Raw genomic sequence first — 19,155 nt, 5'->3', positions numbered from 1 at the left:
AGCTAGTCGCTAACATTTCAGCCAGACGCTAGCCCGCCCTGATCGAATTAGTGCCGTTGCCGTTTGCCCGGAAGCGCTGACCCCGCCAGCCAAGCGCCAACCCCGCCAGCTTGGCGCTAACATTTCAGCTAGACGCCAGCCCTCGCTGACCAAGTGCTGACCCCGCCAGCTAACCGCCAAACCGCCAGCTTGGCGCTAACATTTCAGCCGGACGCTAGCCATAGGCCAGGCGCCGGCCCACGGCTACAGCGCTAACTCAGCAGCCAGTCGCCGGGCAGCGCCTCGCGCACCGCGGCCATGTGGTGGAGGCGGGCCCGGCCACAAAGGCTGGGGCAGGGCCCGGCCACAAAACGCCAGAAACGCTGAAGCAGGGCCCGGCCACAAACGCCACAAACGCTGAGGCAGGGCCCGGCCAAAAACGCTGAGGGCGGGGCAGGGCCACAGACGCTGAGGGCGGGGCCCGGCCACAAACGCTAAGGGCGGGCAGGGCCAAAAACGCTGAGGGCGAGGCGGGGCCGAAAAACAGGCGCTAAACGGCGGGCACTCCCAGGCTCTCGCGTAGCCCGCTGGCTCGCGCGATCGGGCGTGTCACCGCAGCTCGTACGGCGTCCTCCGAGCCGACGATGCGCAAGCCGGACTGGGCCCGGGTGACGGCCGTATAGAACAGCTCGCGGGTGAGCAGCGGCGACGTGGCCGGCGGCAGCACCAGCGAGACCCGGTCGAACTGGCTGCCCTGGCTGCGGTGCACGGTCATCGCGTACAGGGGCTGGGCCTCGGACAGGCGCGAGGGCGGGATCAGCACCGTCTCGCCGCCCCGGGCGAACGCCGCGCGCAGCCCCTGCGGGGTCTGGATGACCACGCCCGTGTCGCCGTTGTAGAGGTGGTTGTCGTAGTCGTTGGCGGTGATCAGAAGCGGTCGCAGGTCGGCCGGGTGATCGGCGGGCAGCCACTGTTCGATCTCGTTCGTCCAGCGAGCGACCCCGTACGGGCCGTGGCGGTGCGCGCAGAGCAGACGGTGCGCCTCGAGCGCCTTCAGGGCGGCGGGGGCGTCACCGGCGGCGGCCGCCGACGCGACCTGGGCGAGGGCGGCCAGCACCTCGGCCCGCAGCTCGGGGCAGTCGGCCGATTCGACGAACTCGACCTGTGAGCTGCCGGAACGCAGCAACGAGACGACGGCGTCGGCGTCACCGGCCCGTACGGCGGTGGCCAGCCGGGCGATGTCGCCGCCGAACCGCCACGTGCGGTCGAGCGTGACCACCCCGTTGACGACGTCCGCGGGCGAGCCCAGCGACTCCAGCGCGGCCGCCAGCGCGGGCTCGGGACAGCCGTCGGCGGCCACGATGTCGCCCAGCACGGCGCCCGCCTCGACCGACGCGAGCTGGTCGGGGTCGCCGACCAGAATCAGTCGGGCGTCCGGTCGTACGGCCTCGATCAGGCGGGCCGTCATCGTCAGCGACACCATCGACGTCTCGTCGACCACCACGACGTCGTACGGGAGGCGGTGGGCGCGATGGTGTTTGAAGCGGGTGCGTGATCCGGGGCGCCGGCCGAGCAGACGGTGCAGGGTGGACGCCTCGAGCGGGGGCAGGCCGAGACCGGTCACCGACCGTACGGCTTCCTCCAGCCGCGCGGCCGCCTTGCCGGTGGGGGCGGCGAGCGCGATGCGCGGCGGAGCGGACGATTGTGCGCACAACACGGCCAGCATGCGCGCGATAGTGGTCGTCTTGCCCGTTCCGGGGCCGCCGGCGAGCACTGTGACCCGTCGTAACGCGCAGACCGCGGCGGCCAGTCGCTGCTTGCCGGCGCCCGACTCGAACAGCCGATCCAGGTCGTTCTCGAGCGCCGGCAGCGACACCGGCAAGGGCGGCGCGGCGGCCCGGGACTGGAGCTGGCGGCGGACGAGCTCCTCCTCGCGCCAGTAGCGGTCGAGGTAGAGCAGTCCGTTGACCAGGCGCAACGGCCGTCCGGGCACGCCGACGACCGGGCTGCGGGCGCACGCGTCGTGCCAGGCCTCCGGCGACGGCCAGGGCAGGGTGCTGACGTCGACACCCTCGTCGGCCGCCGTGGTGCTGCGCGCGGTGGCGAGCTCGACGCAGACCGAACCCATGCGCAAAGCGCGCACAGTCAGGGCGATCGCCAGGTGCACGTTCTCGTCCGTTTCGCCGCCGAGAACGGCCACCCGCTGAGCGATGTGCACATCGGCCAGGGTGAGCACACCGGCCGCGTTGAAGACGGCGAGCAATCCGGTGGCGTGCAACGCTCGTTCGACAGTGACCGTCATGTGCGCACCCCGTCCAGCAGCTCGGACAGCTCGGTGACCAGTTCGTGCGGCGGGTGCCAGCTGAAGACCCCGTACGGGATGCCGCCCGGCGCCGGGGTCGGCGGGCCGCACATGCCGCGCAGGAACAGGTAGAGCACCCCGCCGAGATGCTGAGCGGGGTCGTAGCCGGGCTGCCGCCAGCGCAGGTAACGGTGCAGGGCCGCGGAGTAGAGCAGCGCCTGCAACGGGTAGTGCGCCGCCATCATCGCCTGGTGCAGGGCGTCGGGCCGGTAGTGATAGGCGGTGAGCGAGCCGTCGAAGGGGCCGAGCCAGTTCGACTTGTAGTCGGCCACCACGTAGCGCGGGCCGGGCAGGCGCAGCACCAGGTCGATGCTGCCGGTGAGGTAGCCACGCAACGGCTCCGGACCGAGCGACCGCAAGCGATCGGCGTAAACGAACAACGGATGCGCAGGTTCGAGATGCCGCTCGAGGAGGTCGGCGAGCGCGCTCAAACGGACGGCTTCGGACACCTTCGGCCGGTCGCCGCCCTGCAGCGGCAGCTCGAACTCCAGCTCGTCGAGCCGATCCGTACGCGCGAAGTCGATCAGGCGCCGGCCGTCGGCCAGCGGGCCGAGCGAAGTGTGCAACGCGGGGATGAGCGCGGTGGCCAGTTCTTGCGCGTTTGCGGACGGTCCGAGCGTCGCGCGCGCACTCGAAGTGAGCGACTCGTGCAGATCCGGCGCGGCGAAGTCACAACGCTCCAACACCGTGTGCAACATCGTGCCGAACGCGGCCCCCGTCGGCAGCCCGGCCATCGGCGACAACAGCCCGACACCATCCGCGGCGGCAAGCGTGGACGGGACCGGCACTGCGGGTTCATCGTTCTCGGCGGTGCCGGGTTCGCTGGCCACTCCCGGCTCGTCGTGCTGGCCGGCCGTGAGGCGCGAATAGGACGTGCGCCGCCAACCCAAGTCGAGCCGGCGGCGGAAAGGGGCGGCGGCCAAAGCCGGGCTTTCGGTGGGCGCGGGAGACCACGACACGGGCGTTGAGGGGACCAGAGTTTCGACCGCGAACGATTCGGACGACAAAGCGCCGAGCCGGGCCAGCGCGTCGTCGTCGGACGGCACGTCGTATTCGGCCGACGGGTTTTCGGCCTCGGCCGGGCGGCCGAACAGGAATCGGTGCAGCGCCGAGGCTTTGGTGTTGGCCGTCGGCGCCCACCACGCCACCACCTGGCTCGCCGCGCGGGTCAAAGCGACATACATGAGCCGCAGATCCTCGCCGTCCTCCTCCGCACGATGCCGGCGCAATGCGGCGCGATAGCCCGGCGCTTTCGACCCGCCGACGTCGATGACGCGCGAGCCCGCTTCGTCGTGCAGTCGCAGCAATTCCGGCTTTCCGACATGCCGGTCCCACCCGAACGGCAGGAACACCACCGGATATTCGAGTCCTTTACTACTGTGGACGGTCACGATCTGCACGGCATCGGCGTCGGATTCCAGGCGGCGGCTTCGTTCCACGCCGACGTCGTGCGGGGCGTCCTCGATGCGCCGGCGCAGCCATTCAGTGACGGCCGTCAGGCCCAGGCCGCCCTCGACCGCCGCCGCGTGCAGCGCCATCCCGACGTGCCGCAGGTCGGTCAGGTGCCGCTCGCCGGAGCGGCGGGCCAGCAGCCGGGCCGGCATCCCGGTGGCGGTCACGGCCTCCAGCAGCGCCGCCACCCCGCGGGTCGTCACCAGCCGCTGCCACTGCCGCAGCGTCGTGCCCAGCTCGTCGAGCTCTTCCTCGGTCGCGGCGGCCAGGCGCGACGCGGACCAGCCGACGATGCCCGTCAGCGCGGCGGCCGCGACCCGCGTGCCCCGGTGCGGCTGCTCCAGCCCTTCGAGCAGGGCCAGCCAATCGGCTCCGGCCGGAGTGCCGAACACGCTTGTCGTCCCCGCCTGCACCGCGGGCAATCCCAGCGCGGACAACGCCGTTTGAATCTGCGCGCTCTGCCGGTGAGTGCGCACCAGCACCGCCACATCGCCGGGCGCGACCGAACCGTCGGCCAGCCGGTTCATGACCTGGGCGGCCAGATCCTCGGTAATCGTGGTCCGGGCGTCGGGGGCTGACACGAGTCCCCATTTGTTCAGCGCGAATCCGTCCCGGCGCAGCACCCGCAGGCGGAACGGCGGCCCCGAAAGACGCGACTTCTCCCAGGCCGCGGCCACCGGTCGTACGGCAATGCGTTTGTCGCCCAATGCTGCGGTGCCGAAAACGGTCTCGAACGCCGAGAGCACGCCGCGGTCGCTGCGCCAATTGGTGCCCAGCGTGGCGTGCGCCGGGGCGTCGCCGGAAGCGGACAGATAGCTGATCACGTCGGCGCCGCGGAACGCGTAAATGGCCTGCTTGGGATCCCCGATCAGCACGAGCGTCGTGTGGCCGTGAAAGGCAGTCCGCACGATGTTCCACTGCACCGGATCCGTGTCCTGGAACTCGTCGACCAGCACCACGGAATAGCGCTCGCGCAGACGGCGACAAGCGGTCTCACCCCGTACGGGATCGGTCAGTGCCCGATCGAGGCCGGTGAGCATGTCGTCGAAACCGAACAGCCGCCGCTGCCTCTTGCGCCGCTCGACTTCGTGCCGCACCGCCGCGGCGAACCGGAATCGCGTGCTGCCGTCCGGTTCGAGCCGCGCCTGACTGTCCGTCACCGCGTGCCGCGCGATGTCGAGCGCCATGGCCCGCGTGAACTCGGGCGCCTCAGCGTCCGGAGTTGCGTACTTGCGCACATAGAGGTCGTCGACCACCTCGGTGATCAGGTCCTCGAGGTCGTCGACGAACACGCCGTCCGGGTCGGTGTCGGCGGCGATGCCCAGCCCGGCCAGCACCTGGTGGCAGAACTGGTGCGTGGTGGCGATGGTGGCCGCGTCGAAGTCGGCGACCGCGGCGGCGAGCCGGCGGCGGCGTTGCGCGATCTCGTCCGGTTGCGCGTCGGCGAGCAGGGTCAGCACCACGTCGCCCGGGTCGATGACGCCCGACGCGAGCCCCCGTTCGGCGCTGACCAGCCTTTCCCGTACGCGTTGGCGCAGCTCGGCGGTCGCCGCCCGGCCGAACGTGACGAGCAGCAGATCGCGCAACTTCGCGCGGCCCTCGGCGACGTACCGGGTCGCCAGCGCCGCGATCGTGAACGTCTTGCCCGTGCCCGCGCTGGCCTCCAGCACCGTCGTGCCGGTGGGCAGCGGACCCCGTACGTCAAAAGCGGCCACCGCCATCAGAGCTGCTCCGACGTCTCGGCCCGGCACAACGGCTCCCAAACGCGCATCGCGAGCGTGTCGAAACGCGCAGGATCGCTCAACAACCGGTCGAACGCGGCATCCGGCCCCCACACCAGGCGATGCTCGGCGTCCTCGTTCTCGCCACCGCCGTCGAACTTGGCCCATTCCTGACGAGCCTTCCCGTACGCCGTCTCGGCCGGCCCGCCGCTCAACCGGCACTTCGCGTACGCGTGCGAGGTCTTGGTGGCCAGCGGAACCGGCTCGCACAGCCCCTCGTCGGCCAGCGCCACCAGGTCGCCGAGCAGCCGGCGCGCGATGCCCGCGTCGATCGGGCCGAACGACGACCGCGACGGCCCGCCGAACCCGCGCCCGATCGTGACCGAGCGCCACGGCACGTCCGGGCGGCCCGCGGTCAGGGCGAGCAGCTGCAGCCAGGCCTTGAGCCGGTGCTTGGGCGAGACGCGCGAGTAGTTGACCGCCGCGACCGTGTCGCCGTAGACGTCGCCGACCGTGCCGACCAGCAGCCGCCCGTCCGGCAGCGCGACGGTGATGTCCACAGCCTCCGGTACGCCGTCCACATGCGTCTTCGCCGCGGTGGCGAGGGGCATGGCCTCCCCCGCGATGGCGTCGAGCAGCCGCGAGCCCAGCGGGCCGGGCGGAACCGTGCCGCGCCGCCATTCCGCCTGGACGCACCGGTTGAGATCGGTGCCGTCGAGCAGGGAGCGCAGCAGCCGGTCGCCGACCGACCACTTCTCCAGGTTGTCGAGCTCGACGGGCAGCCCGTCGGCGGGTTCGCCGTCGTCGCCGAAGAGGCCGACCCCGAGCCGGCGGCGCAGGAAAGCGCGCACCGGATGCGCGAAGAACGCGTGCAGATCGCTCAACTCGACCACGTCCGCGACCGGCGGCGGCAGCGGCGCGGACAGGAACGGCGGCTGATCCGTACGCTCCCCCGCGGCGGCGACCGCTCCGGCCAGCGCGGTGGGATCGAAGCTGAACGGCGTGTCGGCCCGGAAGTTGCGGGCATCGAACGGCTGCAACGGATGACGGGTCAGGACGAACTCGCGCATCGAACGGCCATCCCTCGTGCGACCTGTGCGATCGAGCGCGTCGAGCACCTCGTCCAGCGGCACCGACGGCGGCCGCGGCGCGTTCGTCCGCTCGTCCGCGCCGGAATAGACGAGCACCAGCGCATCGGTCGCTGCCATGACCGCGTCGAGCAGCAACTGCCGGTCCTCGCCGCGCGGATCCCGCTCCCCCACGTACGGAACCCGCCCCAGCACGTCGTCCCCGTCCAGCCCGGCACCGCGCGGGAACACGCCGTCGTCGAGCCCGAGCACGCAGATCACCCGGTGCGGCACCGACCGCATCGGCACCATTGTGCACATGGTCAGGTCCCCGGTCCGGAAGTTGGCCCGCGTCGGGCTGCCCCGCAACCGCCCGCCCAGCAACGACCGCACATCGGCCAGGCACAGCGGCGCGGCCGAATCGCCGATCTCGGCCAGTTCCGCGTCGAGCTGGATGCGCTGCCAGGCATCGGCGTCTGACACGGCGGTGAACTCGTCGACGGCCGCCGCGATCGCTCTCAGCCACTCGTCCAGCGAGCGTTCCCCGGAGAAGCCGGTCAGGATCGCGCCCAGCCGGTCGACCAGTTCGGCCAGCCGGCCCGCGAGGTCGACGTCGCTGGAGTCCATGTCGTCCAGCGGCAGCGCGGTGCCCAGCCAGTTCGGCTCCTCCTCGCTCATGGCCGCGCCGAGCAGGATCCGGTCGAGGCCGGCCGCCCACGTGTTGGAGCGGGCGGTCACCTGGAACCGCTGCCGATGCTCGGAGTCGAAGCCCCACCGCACCCCCGACTCGACGACCAGCTCGCGCAGCCGGTCGAGATCGTCGTCGTCGAACCGGAACCGCCGCCGGACCGGGGCCGTGGCCGCCAGGTCGAGCACCTGCGCCGCCGTCACGCGCGCATCGGCCAGCTCGAGCAGGTGCGCGATCACGCCGAACAGCGGGTTGAGCTGACGCAGCGCCCGGTCGGCCAGCCGGACGCGCAACTTGTGCGCCGGATGCGCGGCCTCGGCCCCCAGACCGAACGACGCCGAGATGAGCGGCGCGAACGACTCGATGTCCGGGCACATGACCAGGATGTCCCGCGGCTCCAGGGTCGGATCGGCGCTGAGCAGCCCCAGGATGATCTCTCGCAGCACCTCGACCTGCCGGTCGTGCCCGTGACAGGCATGAACCTGCACGCTGCGATCACTTTCGTCGATCACCTGTTGCGCGTTTGTGAGCGAATCGGCGGCGATGGCGCGTTGCAGATGACCGAGCAGGGTCGGCGGGAAGGCCGGGCCGGGGTGGTGGCGGTCCTCGGCCGGGGCGAGCAGCAGCTGCAGCTCACGGGCGTCGCGGCCGAGCGAGGCCAGCAGCGGGTGCCGGGGCAGCTCGCGCGTCGGGTCGGCCTCGCGGGCCAGGGGCAGCTGTGATTGACCGTACGGGGTCAGGCTCTCCCACAACGCCGGGGAGGGATGCGGCAACCACAGGTGCACGTCGCGACCCGCGGCCAGGGCATCGAGCAGGGCGGCGTGGGCCGCGGGCAGCCGGGTGAGGCCGAAGACCGAGAGGCGGCCGGGCAGCGGGGAACTGCCGGGATCCCGCCGGAGGGCCGCGCACACGCCGGGCAGGCGTTCGGCCGGGCTGGGCACGGGCATCCGCGAGATCAGCCGGCGCCACAGCTCGGCTTGCCAGGTCAGATCGCCCGGCACGCCGGAATCCTGACCGGCCGACCAGGCGCGCAGCATCGCGGGGCGGTGCCGGCCGTACGAGTCGAACAGCTCGGCCAGGTGCCGGGCCGTCGCGTACCGGCGGCCGCGGCGGATCGGGTCGTCCTCGAGGGCGCCCAGGTAGGCCGCCAGGGGCCGGCACCAGCGTTCCGACACGCTCCGGTCGATCACTTCGAGCAGCGGCCAGACCAGGCGGTCCGGCCGCCACGGGTCGTCGCCGGGCAGGCCGACCTGCCCGAGCAGATCGGCCAGCGACGGAAACTGCACATTCGCGCATACTCCGTCGTCGCCGGTGCTCACGCCCAGCCGGTGCGACAGGCGCTGGGCGAGCCAGCGTTCGACACCCTTGGACGGCACGCTGACGATCTCGGGCGCGAACGGGTCGCCGAGCGGTTCGCACACCACGTCGGCCAGGGCATCCGCCAGCCGGTCGGTCCGCTCGGCACGATGAACAAGCAACATGTCAGCACCCAGCATTGGCGATCTTGGGTGCAGCACGGCCGGAATCCCCAATTCGGGTGGCATTAGGGTCCTGCCATGTCGCTGAGTTTCAGGGCCGCCGTCCGCGCGATCATCCTTGACCAGGACGACCGCGTGCTGCTGTGCCGGTTCGTCGTCCCCCACCCGGCGGTCCCGGCCGGGGCGCCGGCCGTCTGGGCCGCTCCGGGCGGCGGCATCGACCCCGGCGAGGACAGGCTGACCGCGCTGCGCCGTGAGCTGCGGGAGGAGACCGGCCTGGTCACCGCCGTCGACCCGCCGCACGTCTGGCACCAGGTGATCGCCGCGGCTGATCTTCCGCCGGGGCTCGGCGGTCTCGTCAACGACTACTTCCTGGTCCGCACCGCCCACTTCGAGCCGCGCGGCGAGTTCACGGACGGCCAGCTCGCCGCCGAGCACATCGGCGCCTTCCGCTGGTGGCCGCTCGCCGAGATCACCGACTACGCCGGCCCCGACCTGTTCTCACCCCGCGACCTGGCCACGCCGCTGCACGACCTGCTCACGTCCGGACCGCCCGCCGCCCCGGTAGCCCTCGGCTTATAAGCGGCAGGCCGAGCGCCGCCGGGAATGCGTGCATGCGGGTTCTATCCTGAATGGGCAGACGTCCGTCTACGGCAGGGTGGGCATGAAGTCCCAGCGCAACAGGGCGATTCTCGGCAGTGTTCTGGTTTTGCTGGTGATCCTCGGTGGATTGTCGGTCGGCACGGATCACCGCCGGAAAGCGTGCGAGATCCAAATCCCCTATCTGTTGACCTGTGATTTGTTTCCCGTTCACGGTCTGGTCGGTTCCGAGAAACTGTCGTTCTTCGAGGACCCGGCCGTACGCGACGCGTTCAAGAAACACGGCCTGGCGGTGACGGTCGAGACGGCCGGCTCCCGCACGATGGCCTGCGACAGCGACCTGCCGGCGTACGACTTCGCCTTCCCCGGCAGCGAGGGCGCGGCCGCGGAAGTGCTGGCCAAGCAGGGAATTGTCGGCAAACCGACCCCGGTCTTCTCGTCCCCGCTGGTGGTGGCGACCTATCGCGAGGTCGCCCGGGCCCTGCCCGCCGGGGTGGTCTCGGCCGACCTGCGCACCTTCGACGTCGCCCGCTATCTGCAGGATGTCGAAGGGGCCGGGAAACGCTGGCGCGACCTCGGGCTGTCGGCCCCCTATCCGGTTTTTCAGCGCGCCGTCCTGCTCAGCACGCGGCTCGACACCTCCAATTCGGCGGAACTGCTGCTCGCGCTGGGCAGCTACGCCGCCAACGGCGGCAAACCCATTCAGTCAGCCGATCCGGGCGAGGTCACCGAACGCATGAAAAGCCTTTTCCGCGCGCAGGGCAGCACGGGCCTGACAAGCGAGGAACCGTTCGACCAATACTTCTCCGCCGAGGGTTATCAGCTGCCCATGCAGGTCGTCTACGAGGCGCAGTTTCTCGACGCGATCCGGGCCGACGCCGACGGCCTGGTCACCCGGGTCACCGCGATCGACGGCACCGAGGTCACGCTGGAACGGATCATGCTGTATCCGCGGCAGAGCGTCTCCAGCACCCACGCCGTGGCCGCCCTCAAGCCGCGCGGCGCCGACGTCGCCACCCTCCTGGCCACCGATCCGGAGCTGCGCAAGATCGCCGCCGAGCACGGGTTCCGGCCGGTCGGCGACACCAAGGCGTTCGCCGCCGCCAACGGGGAGAAGGCCGCGGTCGAGCTGCCCGGCCCGCCGGTCCCGCTGCCGCCGACCGCGCTGTGGACCTCGTTCCTCAACACCGTGGTCGCGGGCGTCTACGGAAAGGACCGGGCCGGTGCCACGTGCGCGTAAGGCCCTGAGCTTCCTGCTGGCCGCCGTGCTGGGATGCACGCTGGCCGCCTGCGACGACGGCGACCCGGTCGACCCGCCCGTGCTGCGGATCCTGGCCGGCAGCGAGCTGGAGGACATGAGCGACATCCTCCGCGACGCCGAGAAGGCCCTCAACATCAAGATCGAGCTTTCCCGTACGGGCTCCGTCGAGGGCGCCAAGCAGCTGGCCGACCCGAACGTGGCCGCCCAGTACGACGCGGTCTGGTTCGGCGCCGACCAGTTCTTCGGCATGTGGCCGGACAGCCGCCGCGCGCTGCTGCGCCAGTCCCCGCCGCTGATGCGCTCGCCCGTCGTGTTCGGCGTGCGGGCCTCGCTGGCCGATTCCCTCAGGTGGAGCGGCGGCCGCTCGGCGAGCTGGTCCGCGATCGTCTCGGCCATCGCCAACGGCCGTTTCCGGTACGGGATGACCCGCCCCGACCATTCCAACTCGGGGCTCGCCGGGCTGGTGGCGGTGGCGACCGCGGCCGCCGACACCGGCCTCCCGGTCACCGCGGACGACCTGCCGCGCCTGCAGCCGTACCTGCGCCGGTTCTTCACCGGTCACCACCTGGCCGCCGACACCTCGCGGGTGCTCTCCGACAGCTATGTCACCCAGGTCGGCACGGGCGGCGACGAGTGCGGCCGCAAGGCCAGCCCCGAGGGCGTGGACGGGCTGGTCATCTACGAGTCCGAGGTGCGGCGCATGTCGCAGACGCTGCCCGAGGCGTGCCGGCTGACCGCGATCTACCCGAGCGAGGGCACGATCATCGCGGAGTACCGGCTGAGCCTGCTGCGCGGCGCGACCGCCCGCGACCAGGACACGTTCGACCGGTTGTGGCGCTGGCTGTTCACGCCGGCCACGCAGGAGCGGATCCGCGAGTCGACGTCCCGCCGGCCCGGCAACCCGGAGGTGACGGCGGATCCGGCCACGCCGCCGGTGCCGCAGCTGCGCTACCCGACCGACCCGGAGGTGCTGCGCAGCCTGGTCGACCGCTACCGCGAGCAGGTGCGGCCGCCGGCCCGGATGGTGTTCGTGCTCGACGTGTCGGGGTCGATGGATACCAACATGCCGTTGCTGCGGCAGGCGCTGATCGGGCTGACCGGCAGCGACCCCGACGACCCGACGACGTATTTCAGCTTCCTGGCGGGCGAGCGGGTCGATTTCGTGCCGTTCAACAGCAAGGCCCAGCCGGCGAAACGTTTCGTGCTGCCGGCCGACGAGAGCACGACCCCCACGTTGAAGGCCATCCAGGCGTACGCGCGAACCGACCTGCGCGCCCAGGGCAACACGGCCATGTATGACGCCCTGGAACGCGCGCACGAGCTGGTGCGGCCGGGGCTGAAGGCGCAGAGCACGTCGATCGTCTTGTTCTCGGACGGGCAGAACAACTGCGGCGCCAACTACGGCGACTACGTCAAGTTCCGGCAGAAGCTGTCACCCGCGGAACGGTCCGTACGGATCTACACGATCGCCTTCGACTCGGGCGAGCAGAACTCGAGCTCGTGCGCGGGCTACACCCCCGACCAGGGTCCCGCCCCCGGCCCGGCCGGCCTCAACGGCAGCACCAACAACGCCAACGAGTCGCAGTGGGAGCGGGAGCTGCGGGTGATCGCCGAGCAGACCCGCGGGCAGCTGTTCGTGCCCGGCCGGGACACACCCCTCTACAGCATCTTCTGGAGCATCCGTGGGTATCAGTAGATACGGGGCGCGCTGGCTGGGCTCGCGGCCGCATCTGGTCGGCGCGGCGGTCGCGCTCGTGCTGGTCGTGGCCGCCCTGCTCGGTGTGCTGGAGACGTTTCTGCGGCCGAACTTCGGGCTCTGGCCGTCCGTGGTGATCGCGGGCTACCTCGCCGGGTGGTTACTGACCGGGCTCGTGCTGTGGCTGCCCGGGCGGGGTTTCCGCAAAGGTGTGACGCCACGGTCCTGGCTCGGCATCGTGCTGCCCGAGCTCGACCAGGTGCCGGCGTCGCGGCGGACCGGCGTACGGGAAAAGAAGACCGCTTTCACCATCGGCATGGTCGTGTTTGTGGCCGCCGTGCTGTTCTTCGTGCTGCTGCTGATGAGCCCGGAGCGCGCCGACGCGGCGAACACGGCCCTCAGCGGTGTCGCCGCCCTCGCCGGCCTCTACACGGCGTGGCAGTCGAACGCGCGGCCGAGCGGTGAGCGGAAGAAGGATCCGCCCACCGGCCCGTGAGGCGCGGCCTCAGTCCTCGACCCGGAAGCCGATCTTCACGCGCACCTGGAAGTAGGCGACGTCACCGTCGACCACCTGGCCGCGGATCTCCTGGGACTCGAACCACTCGATGTTGCGTACGGTCTGGGCCGCCTTGCGGATCGCCGTGCGGATGGCATCGTCGACGCTCTCCTGGCTGCTCCCGACGACCTCGGTGAGCCGGTACACGTGATTGCCCATGACAGCCTCCTCGGTTTGGATCTCCCCACTCAACCACGAACGGGAGCGCTCCTGCGCACTTCGAGGCGGTGCGGCACGATGATGCGGCGGGCGGGCGGCGGATCGTCGCGGCGGCCCACGCGCTCGGCCAGGCAGGCGAGGGCGGCCTCGGCCAGCGCGGCCTTGTCGGGCGCGACGGTCGTGAGCGCGGGATTGGCGTATCGCCCGTCCTCGATGTCGTCGAAACCGGCCACGGCCAGATCCGCCGGCACGCGCAGCCCTCGCTCGATCGCGACGTGCATGGCCCCCAGGGCGAGCTGGTCGGTGAAGCAGAACACCGCATCCACCTCGGCCCCGCTGTCGAGCAGCCGGGTCATCGCCGCGGCGCCGTCGGCCCGGTGCAGGCTCTCCACGTCAAGTTCAAGTTCCTTCCCGTACGGGAGGCCGGCCGCACTCAGCGCCTGCCGGTAGCCCCGCGCACGCCGCGCCGCGGTGCCGTTCTCGAGGTGCGGCTGGAGCCCGATGGCGGCTATCCGGGTGCGGCCGCTCTCGATCAGATGCCGGGTCAGGGCGGCCGCCGCGGCCACGTTGTCGATCGCGACGTGATCGAGCAGCCCGTCGGCGTCCTGCTCGCCCAGCAGCACGAGCGGGGCGCTGTCGGGCCGCCGGGTCAGCTCGCCCGGCGACAGGGCCCACGGGCTCATGATCAAACCATCGACGGCCTGACCCCGTACGCCATCAAGCAGTTCTCTCTCGCGGGCGGCGTCACCGCCGGTCTGCTGCACCAGCAACGTCCACGCGTACGCCTCGGCGCCGTCGGCCAGATGCCCCGCCAGCTCGCCGAAATAGGGCGACGCGATCTCGGGCAGCACCAGCGCGACCAGCCCCGACCGCCCGCCGCGCAGATGCCGGGCGGCGGCGTTCGGCTTGTACTGCAGTTCGTCGATCACCCGCTGCACCCGCTCGCGCGTCTGCGGCGCGACCAGCGGAAACCCGGAAACCACGTTGGACACCGTGCGGACGGAGACACCGGCGCGCTCGGCGACCTGCCTCAGATTGGCTCCCACGCGGACATCCTACTCAGCACTTGCAACGTGGCATGCCACGTTGCAATATGAGAGGCATGAATATTGCTGAAGGAGCCCGCGAGGCGATCTACACCGACGGCATCACCGCCCGGCGCGGCGCGTTCAGCGTGGCCTGGGCCGACACGATGCGCGAAGACATCGAGACCGCGTTCGCCGAAGCCATCAACCGCGACGGCGGCGCGGTGGGCCGCGGCCCGAAGCGCTACTACGTGGAAATTCACCCGGAACAGCTACGCGGCTTCGTCGACCTGGTCACCCACCCGTGGGTCACCGCGGTCTGCACCGACGTGCTCGGCCCCGACTACGAAATCGTCGAACTCGGCTTCGACATCCCCTTCGCCGGCGCCGTCAACCAGCCGTGGCACCGCGACTTCCCCATGCCCTCGGTGACCCGCGAGGAGGGCCGGCTCAACTCGCTGGCCTTCAACCTGACCGGCGTCGACACCACCGAAGACATGGGCCCGTTCGAGATCGCCCCCGGCACCCAGTTCGACGACAGCCCCGAATTCGGCCACGACATGTTCCCGCCGAAGCCGCACTACGAGCGCTACAACTCACTGGCCGTCCGCAAATACCCCCAGCGCGGCGACATCTCGGCCCGCTCGGCGCTCACCATCCACCGCGGGACGGCCAACCACTCGCAACTGTCGCGCCCGGTGCTGGTGCTCGGCGTGGACGCCCCCGACGCCACGAACGGCGACAAGCATGCGATGGCCGTGACCAAGCCTTACTGGGACGCGCTGCCCCAACAGGTTCGCGACCACCTGCACTGCCCGATCGTCGACGAACTCACCCCCATCACCCAGAAACACACGATCGAGGGCCTGGTGATGGGCGAGGCGTAGCCCATCGCCCCCGCCGACTCAGATGTGAGTACTCACTTACACATCTCGCCGCCCCGCTCTGATGTGAGCACTCACTTACGTTCCACGGCACCCCACCCCGAAGTGAGTACTCACTTACATTCTTCGCCGGCTCGGGACGCGGCTGGTGTCCGCCGACAGCGGCGACCCGGCAGCAGCCGGCCGACCTAGCGATACGGCTACGGCAGGCGCACGATCCACGCCAACCCGCCCGATGATGTGAGTGCTTACTTACTGCCCGCGGCTCGCCCTGGATGTGAGCACTCACTTACCTCCCATCGCCGGCCCGGATGTGAGCACTCACTTACCACCCACGGCTCGCCCCGGAAGTGAGCACTCACTTACCACCCACGGCTCGCCCCGGAAGTGAGCACTCACTTACCACCCACACCCACCCCAAGAAGTGAGTGCTCACTTACCGGGTCAGGCGGAGCGGCGGATCCAGTCGTGGTTTTCGCGGAGTTGGGTGAAGCCCGCCGAGCGGTAAAGTGCGACCGCCGCCGTATTAGAGGCCGGGGTCACGACAGCGACCGCGCTCGCACCTCGAGCGGCGAGACTCGCGCACGCGCCCCACACGGCCTCCCGCCCGTAGCCATGCCCGCGATGATCGACGTGGGTGCCCACCGGCTCGAGCAATCCGCAGCGCCCCGCACCGGCGAACCAGCCGGTTGCGGCGGCCGCCGGCTCGCCCGAGGGTGTGCGTACGAGGACGTCCGTGACCAGCTCGGCGGCCGGTGATTGCAGCATCGTCTGCCGCTTCTCGAGCGTGAACGTCGAATTCTTGAAGGCCGACCGCTGCACCAGCACCCGGTCGGCCGCCGTGGCCGCGGAGACCGGCTCGGCGCGGGTCGTGACCGGCCGCGGGGTCCAGGACAGCACGGCCCAGGCGTCCGGATCGCGGTCCCACCCGGGCATCGGGAGGCCGTCGACCGAGCCCGCGCCGCCGTCGAACAGCTCTTCGACGTCGGCCACCAAAGCCGCGGAAGCTGCCGAAGCCCCGGAAGCTGCCGAAGCCGCTAAAGCTGAAGCCGCCAAAGCCGAAGCCCCCGAAACCGAAGCTGCCGAAGCCGAAGCCGAAACCCCCAAAGCCGAAGCTGAAGCCGAACCTGAACCTGCCGAAGCCGCCAAAGGCGAAAGGCCGACGCCAGGCGCGGTAGTAACCCGCAGCACTCCGTCATCGAGGTAGCCGACCGCCACCGGCACCCCGCCCTCGGTCCACATAAGCGCCTCCGCGTCGTCGAAGCGCAGGTGCCAGCCCAGGTCGCCGGGATGAAGCCCGCCGCTCGGCGCGTCGGCCGGGGTCCATTCGGCCAGGGCCCGCAGGGCCGGACCGGTCTCGGCGGAGCTCAGGCGATGCCGCATGAGCGGGACCCTAGCCAGCCCGGCCGGCGAAAGGCGACCGTTTAATCGCGCATGCGGGCCCGGAGCACGTCGAATTCGCAGCCCGGCGTGTCCGGGTCGAAGCCGTGTTCGATCAGCCAGCGCGACGCTGTCAGGCTGCGCACCGACCACCACCCCCGGATCACCTCGACGTCGATGTCGGACCCGTAGCCGAGGAGCAGGTCGCCCAGGCGGTCCTCCTGCCCCAGGGTCATCACGGCCAGGTCGAGCAGCGGGTCACCTTGGGCCGCCTCCGACCAGTCGATCACGCCGTTCAGGTTGTCGCCGGAGACGAAGAAGTGCATCGTTTGCAGGTCGCCGTGGACGAAGGCCGGATTCCAGGGCCGGAGCGCGGCCTGGGCGACCTCCCGGTTGCGCCGCACCAGGTCGGCCGGGAGCACCCCGTTGGCCACGAGCCATTCGCACTCGGTGTCGACCTCCGCCACCATGTCGTCGAGGCTGGGCCCGTTCCAGGGCGGCAGCGGCGCCTCGTGCAGCCTGCGCACGGCGGCCCCGGCCGCGGCCCACGCCCCCGCCGAGGCGGTCGACGGCACCCCGAGCCGGCCGAGGGCCTGACCGGGCACGGCCGCGATGGCGAGCACGTTCGGCTTGCGCCACAACACCTCCGGCGTCGGCACCGGGGCCAGTTCCATGGCCTCGACCTCGACGTCGAGCCGCCCCGGGTTGCCGTCGACCTTCAGAAAGACGTCACCGACTCGCAGCGTGGTGCGCTCGCTGTGGGCCACGACGACTTCGACCGTGTCCACGCCGGATCAGCCGAACAGGTCGGGGCGCTGCCACTCCGCACCGCGCACGTGGTGGTCGAGGAAGGCCAGGACGGTGGCGTACCAGGCCTTGGCGTTGCCCGGGGTCAAGATCCAGTGGTTCTCGTCGGGGTAGTAGAGGAACTTGTGCGGCACGCCGTCGGCCTCGGAACGCGACACCAGGTCCCACCACAGGCGCAGCCCCTCGCCGATGGGCACGCGGTAGTCCTTGTCGCCGTGGATCACCAGCATCGGGGTGGTGATGGCGTCGGCGAAGCGGTGCGGCGAGTTCTCCCGCTGCCGCTCGGGGTTCATCTCGCGCGACCAGTAGAACGAGAAGTCGGTCGTGCCGGCGAACTGGTCGAGCGCCCACAGGCCGGCGTGGGTGACGATGGCGTCGAACCGGTCGGTGTGCCCGGCGACCCAGTTGGCCATGTAGCCGCCGAACGAGCCGCCGGCCGCCGCCGTACGGGTCTCGTCGATGTCGGGCCGGGCCACGACCGCGTCGGTGATCGCCATCAGGTCGGTGTAGGGCTTGTCGCCCCAGGCGCCCCAGCCGCGCTTGATGAACTCGTAGCCGTAGCCGGTGGACAGGGCCGGGTCGGGCATCAGCACCGCGTAGCCCCGGGCCACCCAGACCCACGGGTTCCACCGCCACGACCAGGCGTTCCACGAGCTGATCGGCCCGCCGTGGATCTTCAGCACCAGCGGGAAGGGCGCGCCGTCACCCTCGGGCAGAGCCAGCCATCCCCGTACGCGGGTGCCGTCGGCCGCCGTCGTCTCGACCTCCTCGAGCCGTCCGGGCAGTTCCAGCGTCGGGGCCGGGCCCGGCAGGAACTCGACCTTCGCGTCGCCCGTGAGGCTCACCCGTACGGGCGCGGGCGCGCTGTCGATGGCGCTGCGCAACGCGTACGCCCATTGGCCGTCGGGCGCCACACGGATGTCGTGGTAGGAGCCGTTGTCGGGGGTCAGCCGGGTCACCGCACCGGTCTCGGCGTCGACCCGCCACAGCGGCGAACGCCCGTCATCGTCGGCCGCCACGATCAGCGCGCTGCCGTCCGGCGTCCAGCGGCCGAGCTCGGGCCAGCGGTCCCAGCCGGCGGTCAGGGCCCGTACGGCTCCGCCCGCGAGCGGCACGAGCGCCAGCCAGGCGTCGCCGGGCGCGTCGGGCGTGGACACCTCGCGCACCGTGAACGCCACCGTGGCGCCGTCGGGTGAGATGCGGGGCGCGGCGTGCTCGTGGGCGGGGCCGGCGGCCAGGTCGCGCCGCTCGCCGGTGGCCACGTCGATCGCGACCAGCGTGATGCGCTGCGACCCCGCCTGCTCGGCGACCGTCCAGGTGGTCACGACCGTACGCCCGTCGGGGGTGATGTCCCAGTCGGCGTCGGCGTCCAGCGCGGCCCCGGCGTGCCCGGTCAGGTCGCGCAGCTCGAGCTCGTCGGCCAGGGCAGCCGTGACCAGCCGGGGCCGGGCCGGGCCGAGGTCGTGATCCCAGAACCGGATCGGGTAGCCCTCGTGCAGGATCGCCGAGACCCCGGACTCCTTGCGCCGCTTGCGCACGTCCTGGTCGTCGCCGACGCCGGTCGAGGAGGGCAGCAGGGCCGAGCCGGCCACCAGCGTGCCGTTCGCGCTGACCTGGACGCCGTGCACTCCCCCGGGCAGCTTCGCCAGCACGTAAGCGTCGCCCCCGGCCGCGGGCTGGCGCCACAGCGCGGAGCCCTCGTCGTCCTCGTCGAGCTCGCGCGCGGACGTGAAGAGCAGATCTCCCTCCGGCGTGAACGCGGCCGCCGCCTCGCCCTTGAGGCTGCGGGTGAGGCGCCGGGCGGGGCGTTCACCGAGCGGGTCGACCTCCCACAGCGCCGTGGTGTAGCGGTCGTTCTCCTTGTTCGGCGTGCCCACACCGACCACCAGGCGGCCGCCGTCGGGCGCGAGCCACAGCCCGTCGACGTGGGGCAGGCGAACGTACGCATCGAGATCCGCGAAGTCACTCACCTGACCGTTTCTATCATCGCGGGCCCGGTGTTACCGACCCTGAAACGTCCTATGACGACCGGCCGTCCCC

At 71.2% G+C, this 19,155-nt stretch carries 13 protein-coding genes; 5 read left to right on the top strand and 8 right to left on the bottom strand.

All coding sequences use genetic code 11. The features are described from left to right. Positions 1 to 529 precede the first annotated feature (529 nt). The 3 genes from recD to recC are packed head-to-tail and all read right to left on the bottom strand — an operon-like array spanning position 530 to position 8,750. Positions 530 to 2,281, bottom strand: a complete 1,752-nt coding sequence (recD, locus tag JKJ07_RS15990) for an exodeoxyribonuclease V subunit alpha (RefSeq protein WP_202992309.1) — start codon at positions 2,279 to 2,281, stop codon at positions 530 to 532. Next, entirely contained in the window at positions 2,278 to 5,514 is a 3,237-nt protein-coding gene (locus tag JKJ07_RS15985) for a UvrD-helicase domain-containing protein (protein WP_202992308.1), read from the bottom strand. The genes recD and JKJ07_RS15985 overlap by 4 nt, the downstream gene beginning before the upstream one ends. Continuing rightward, on the bottom strand, positions 5,514 to 8,750 hold the full coding sequence (gene recC / locus JKJ07_RS15980) for an exodeoxyribonuclease V subunit gamma (RefSeq protein ID WP_202992307.1): 3,237 nt from the start codon (positions 8,748 to 8,750) through the stop codon (positions 5,514 to 5,516). The genes JKJ07_RS15985 and recC overlap by 1 nt, the downstream gene beginning before the upstream one ends. A 75-nt stretch (positions 8,751 to 8,825) precedes the next feature. On the opposite strand from recC, the gene JKJ07_RS15975 reads away from it, so the two are divergent. The 4 genes from JKJ07_RS15975 to JKJ07_RS15960 all read left to right on the top strand — a co-directional run bounded on the left by JKJ07_RS15975 (position 8,826) and on the right by JKJ07_RS15960 (position 12,800). Next, entirely contained in the window at positions 8,826 to 9,329 is a 504-nt protein-coding gene (locus JKJ07_RS15975; RefSeq protein WP_202992306.1) for an NUDIX domain-containing protein, read from the top strand. Positions 9,330 to 9,546: 217 nt separating this feature from the next. After that, positions 9,547 to 10,587 carry a hypothetical protein gene (locus tag JKJ07_RS15970; RefSeq protein ID WP_202992305.1) on the top strand — a complete coding sequence of 347 codons (1,041 nt, stop codon included), beginning with the start codon at positions 9,547 to 9,549 and terminating at the stop codon, positions 10,585 to 10,587. Further along, a complete protein-coding gene (locus tag JKJ07_RS15965) occupies positions 10,571 to 12,304 on the top strand; it encodes a vWA domain-containing protein (protein ID WP_202992304.1) in 1,734 nt (577 codons plus the stop codon). Before JKJ07_RS15970 ends, JKJ07_RS15965 begins: the two co-directional genes overlap by 17 nt. Further along, positions 12,291 to 12,800 (top strand): hypothetical protein, encoded by a 510-nt coding sequence (locus JKJ07_RS15960; protein WP_202992303.1) that lies wholly within the window; start codon positions 12,291 to 12,293, stop codon positions 12,798 to 12,800. Before JKJ07_RS15965 ends, JKJ07_RS15960 begins: the two co-directional genes overlap by 14 nt. A 9-nt stretch (positions 12,801 to 12,809) precedes the next feature. Here JKJ07_RS15960 and JKJ07_RS15955 read toward each other — a convergent pair whose 3' ends face one another. Further along, entirely contained in the window at positions 12,810 to 13,019 is a 210-nt protein-coding gene (locus JKJ07_RS15955) for a dodecin (protein ID WP_202992302.1), read from the bottom strand. Between the two features lie 29 nt (positions 13,020 to 13,048). Then, positions 13,049 to 14,065 (bottom strand): LacI family DNA-binding transcriptional regulator, encoded by a 1,017-nt coding sequence (locus JKJ07_RS15950; RefSeq protein ID WP_202992301.1) that lies wholly within the window; start codon positions 14,063 to 14,065, stop codon positions 13,049 to 13,051. Positions 14,066 to 14,121: 56 nt separating this feature from the next. On the opposite strand from JKJ07_RS15950, the gene JKJ07_RS15945 reads away from it, so the two are divergent. Beyond that, complete coding sequence (locus JKJ07_RS15945) at positions 14,122 to 14,931, top strand: phytanoyl-CoA dioxygenase family protein (RefSeq protein WP_236028996.1); 810 nt, start codon at positions 14,122 to 14,124, stop codon at positions 14,929 to 14,931. Positions 14,932 to 15,372: 441 nt separating this feature from the next. Here the strand turns inward: JKJ07_RS15945 and JKJ07_RS51740 are convergent, their stop codons facing one another. From JKJ07_RS51740 to JKJ07_RS15930, 3 genes are all read right to left on the bottom strand, one after another. Further along, positions 15,373 to 15,921 (bottom strand): GNAT family N-acetyltransferase, encoded by a 549-nt coding sequence (locus JKJ07_RS51740; RefSeq protein WP_307834280.1) that lies wholly within the window; start codon positions 15,919 to 15,921, stop codon positions 15,373 to 15,375. 431 nt (positions 15,922 to 16,352) lie between these two features. Next, on the bottom strand, positions 16,353 to 17,096 hold the full coding sequence (locus tag JKJ07_RS15935; protein ID WP_202992299.1) for a phosphotransferase family protein: 744 nt from the start codon (positions 17,094 to 17,096) through the stop codon (positions 16,353 to 16,355). Positions 17,097 to 17,102: 6 nt separating this feature from the next. Next, positions 17,103 to 19,085, bottom strand: coding sequence for a S9 family peptidase (locus JKJ07_RS15930; RefSeq protein WP_202992298.1), 1,983 nt, complete (start codon positions 19,083 to 19,085; stop codon positions 17,103 to 17,105). Positions 19,086 to 19,155: the final 70 nt, after the last annotated feature.

The sequence above is a fragment of the Paractinoplanes lichenicola genome (genome assembly GCF_016785085.1).
GTDB lineage: Bacteria > Actinomycetota > Actinomycetes > Mycobacteriales > Micromonosporaceae > Actinoplanes > Actinoplanes lichenicola.
This window is presented reverse-complemented; position numbering and strand designations above follow the sequence as displayed.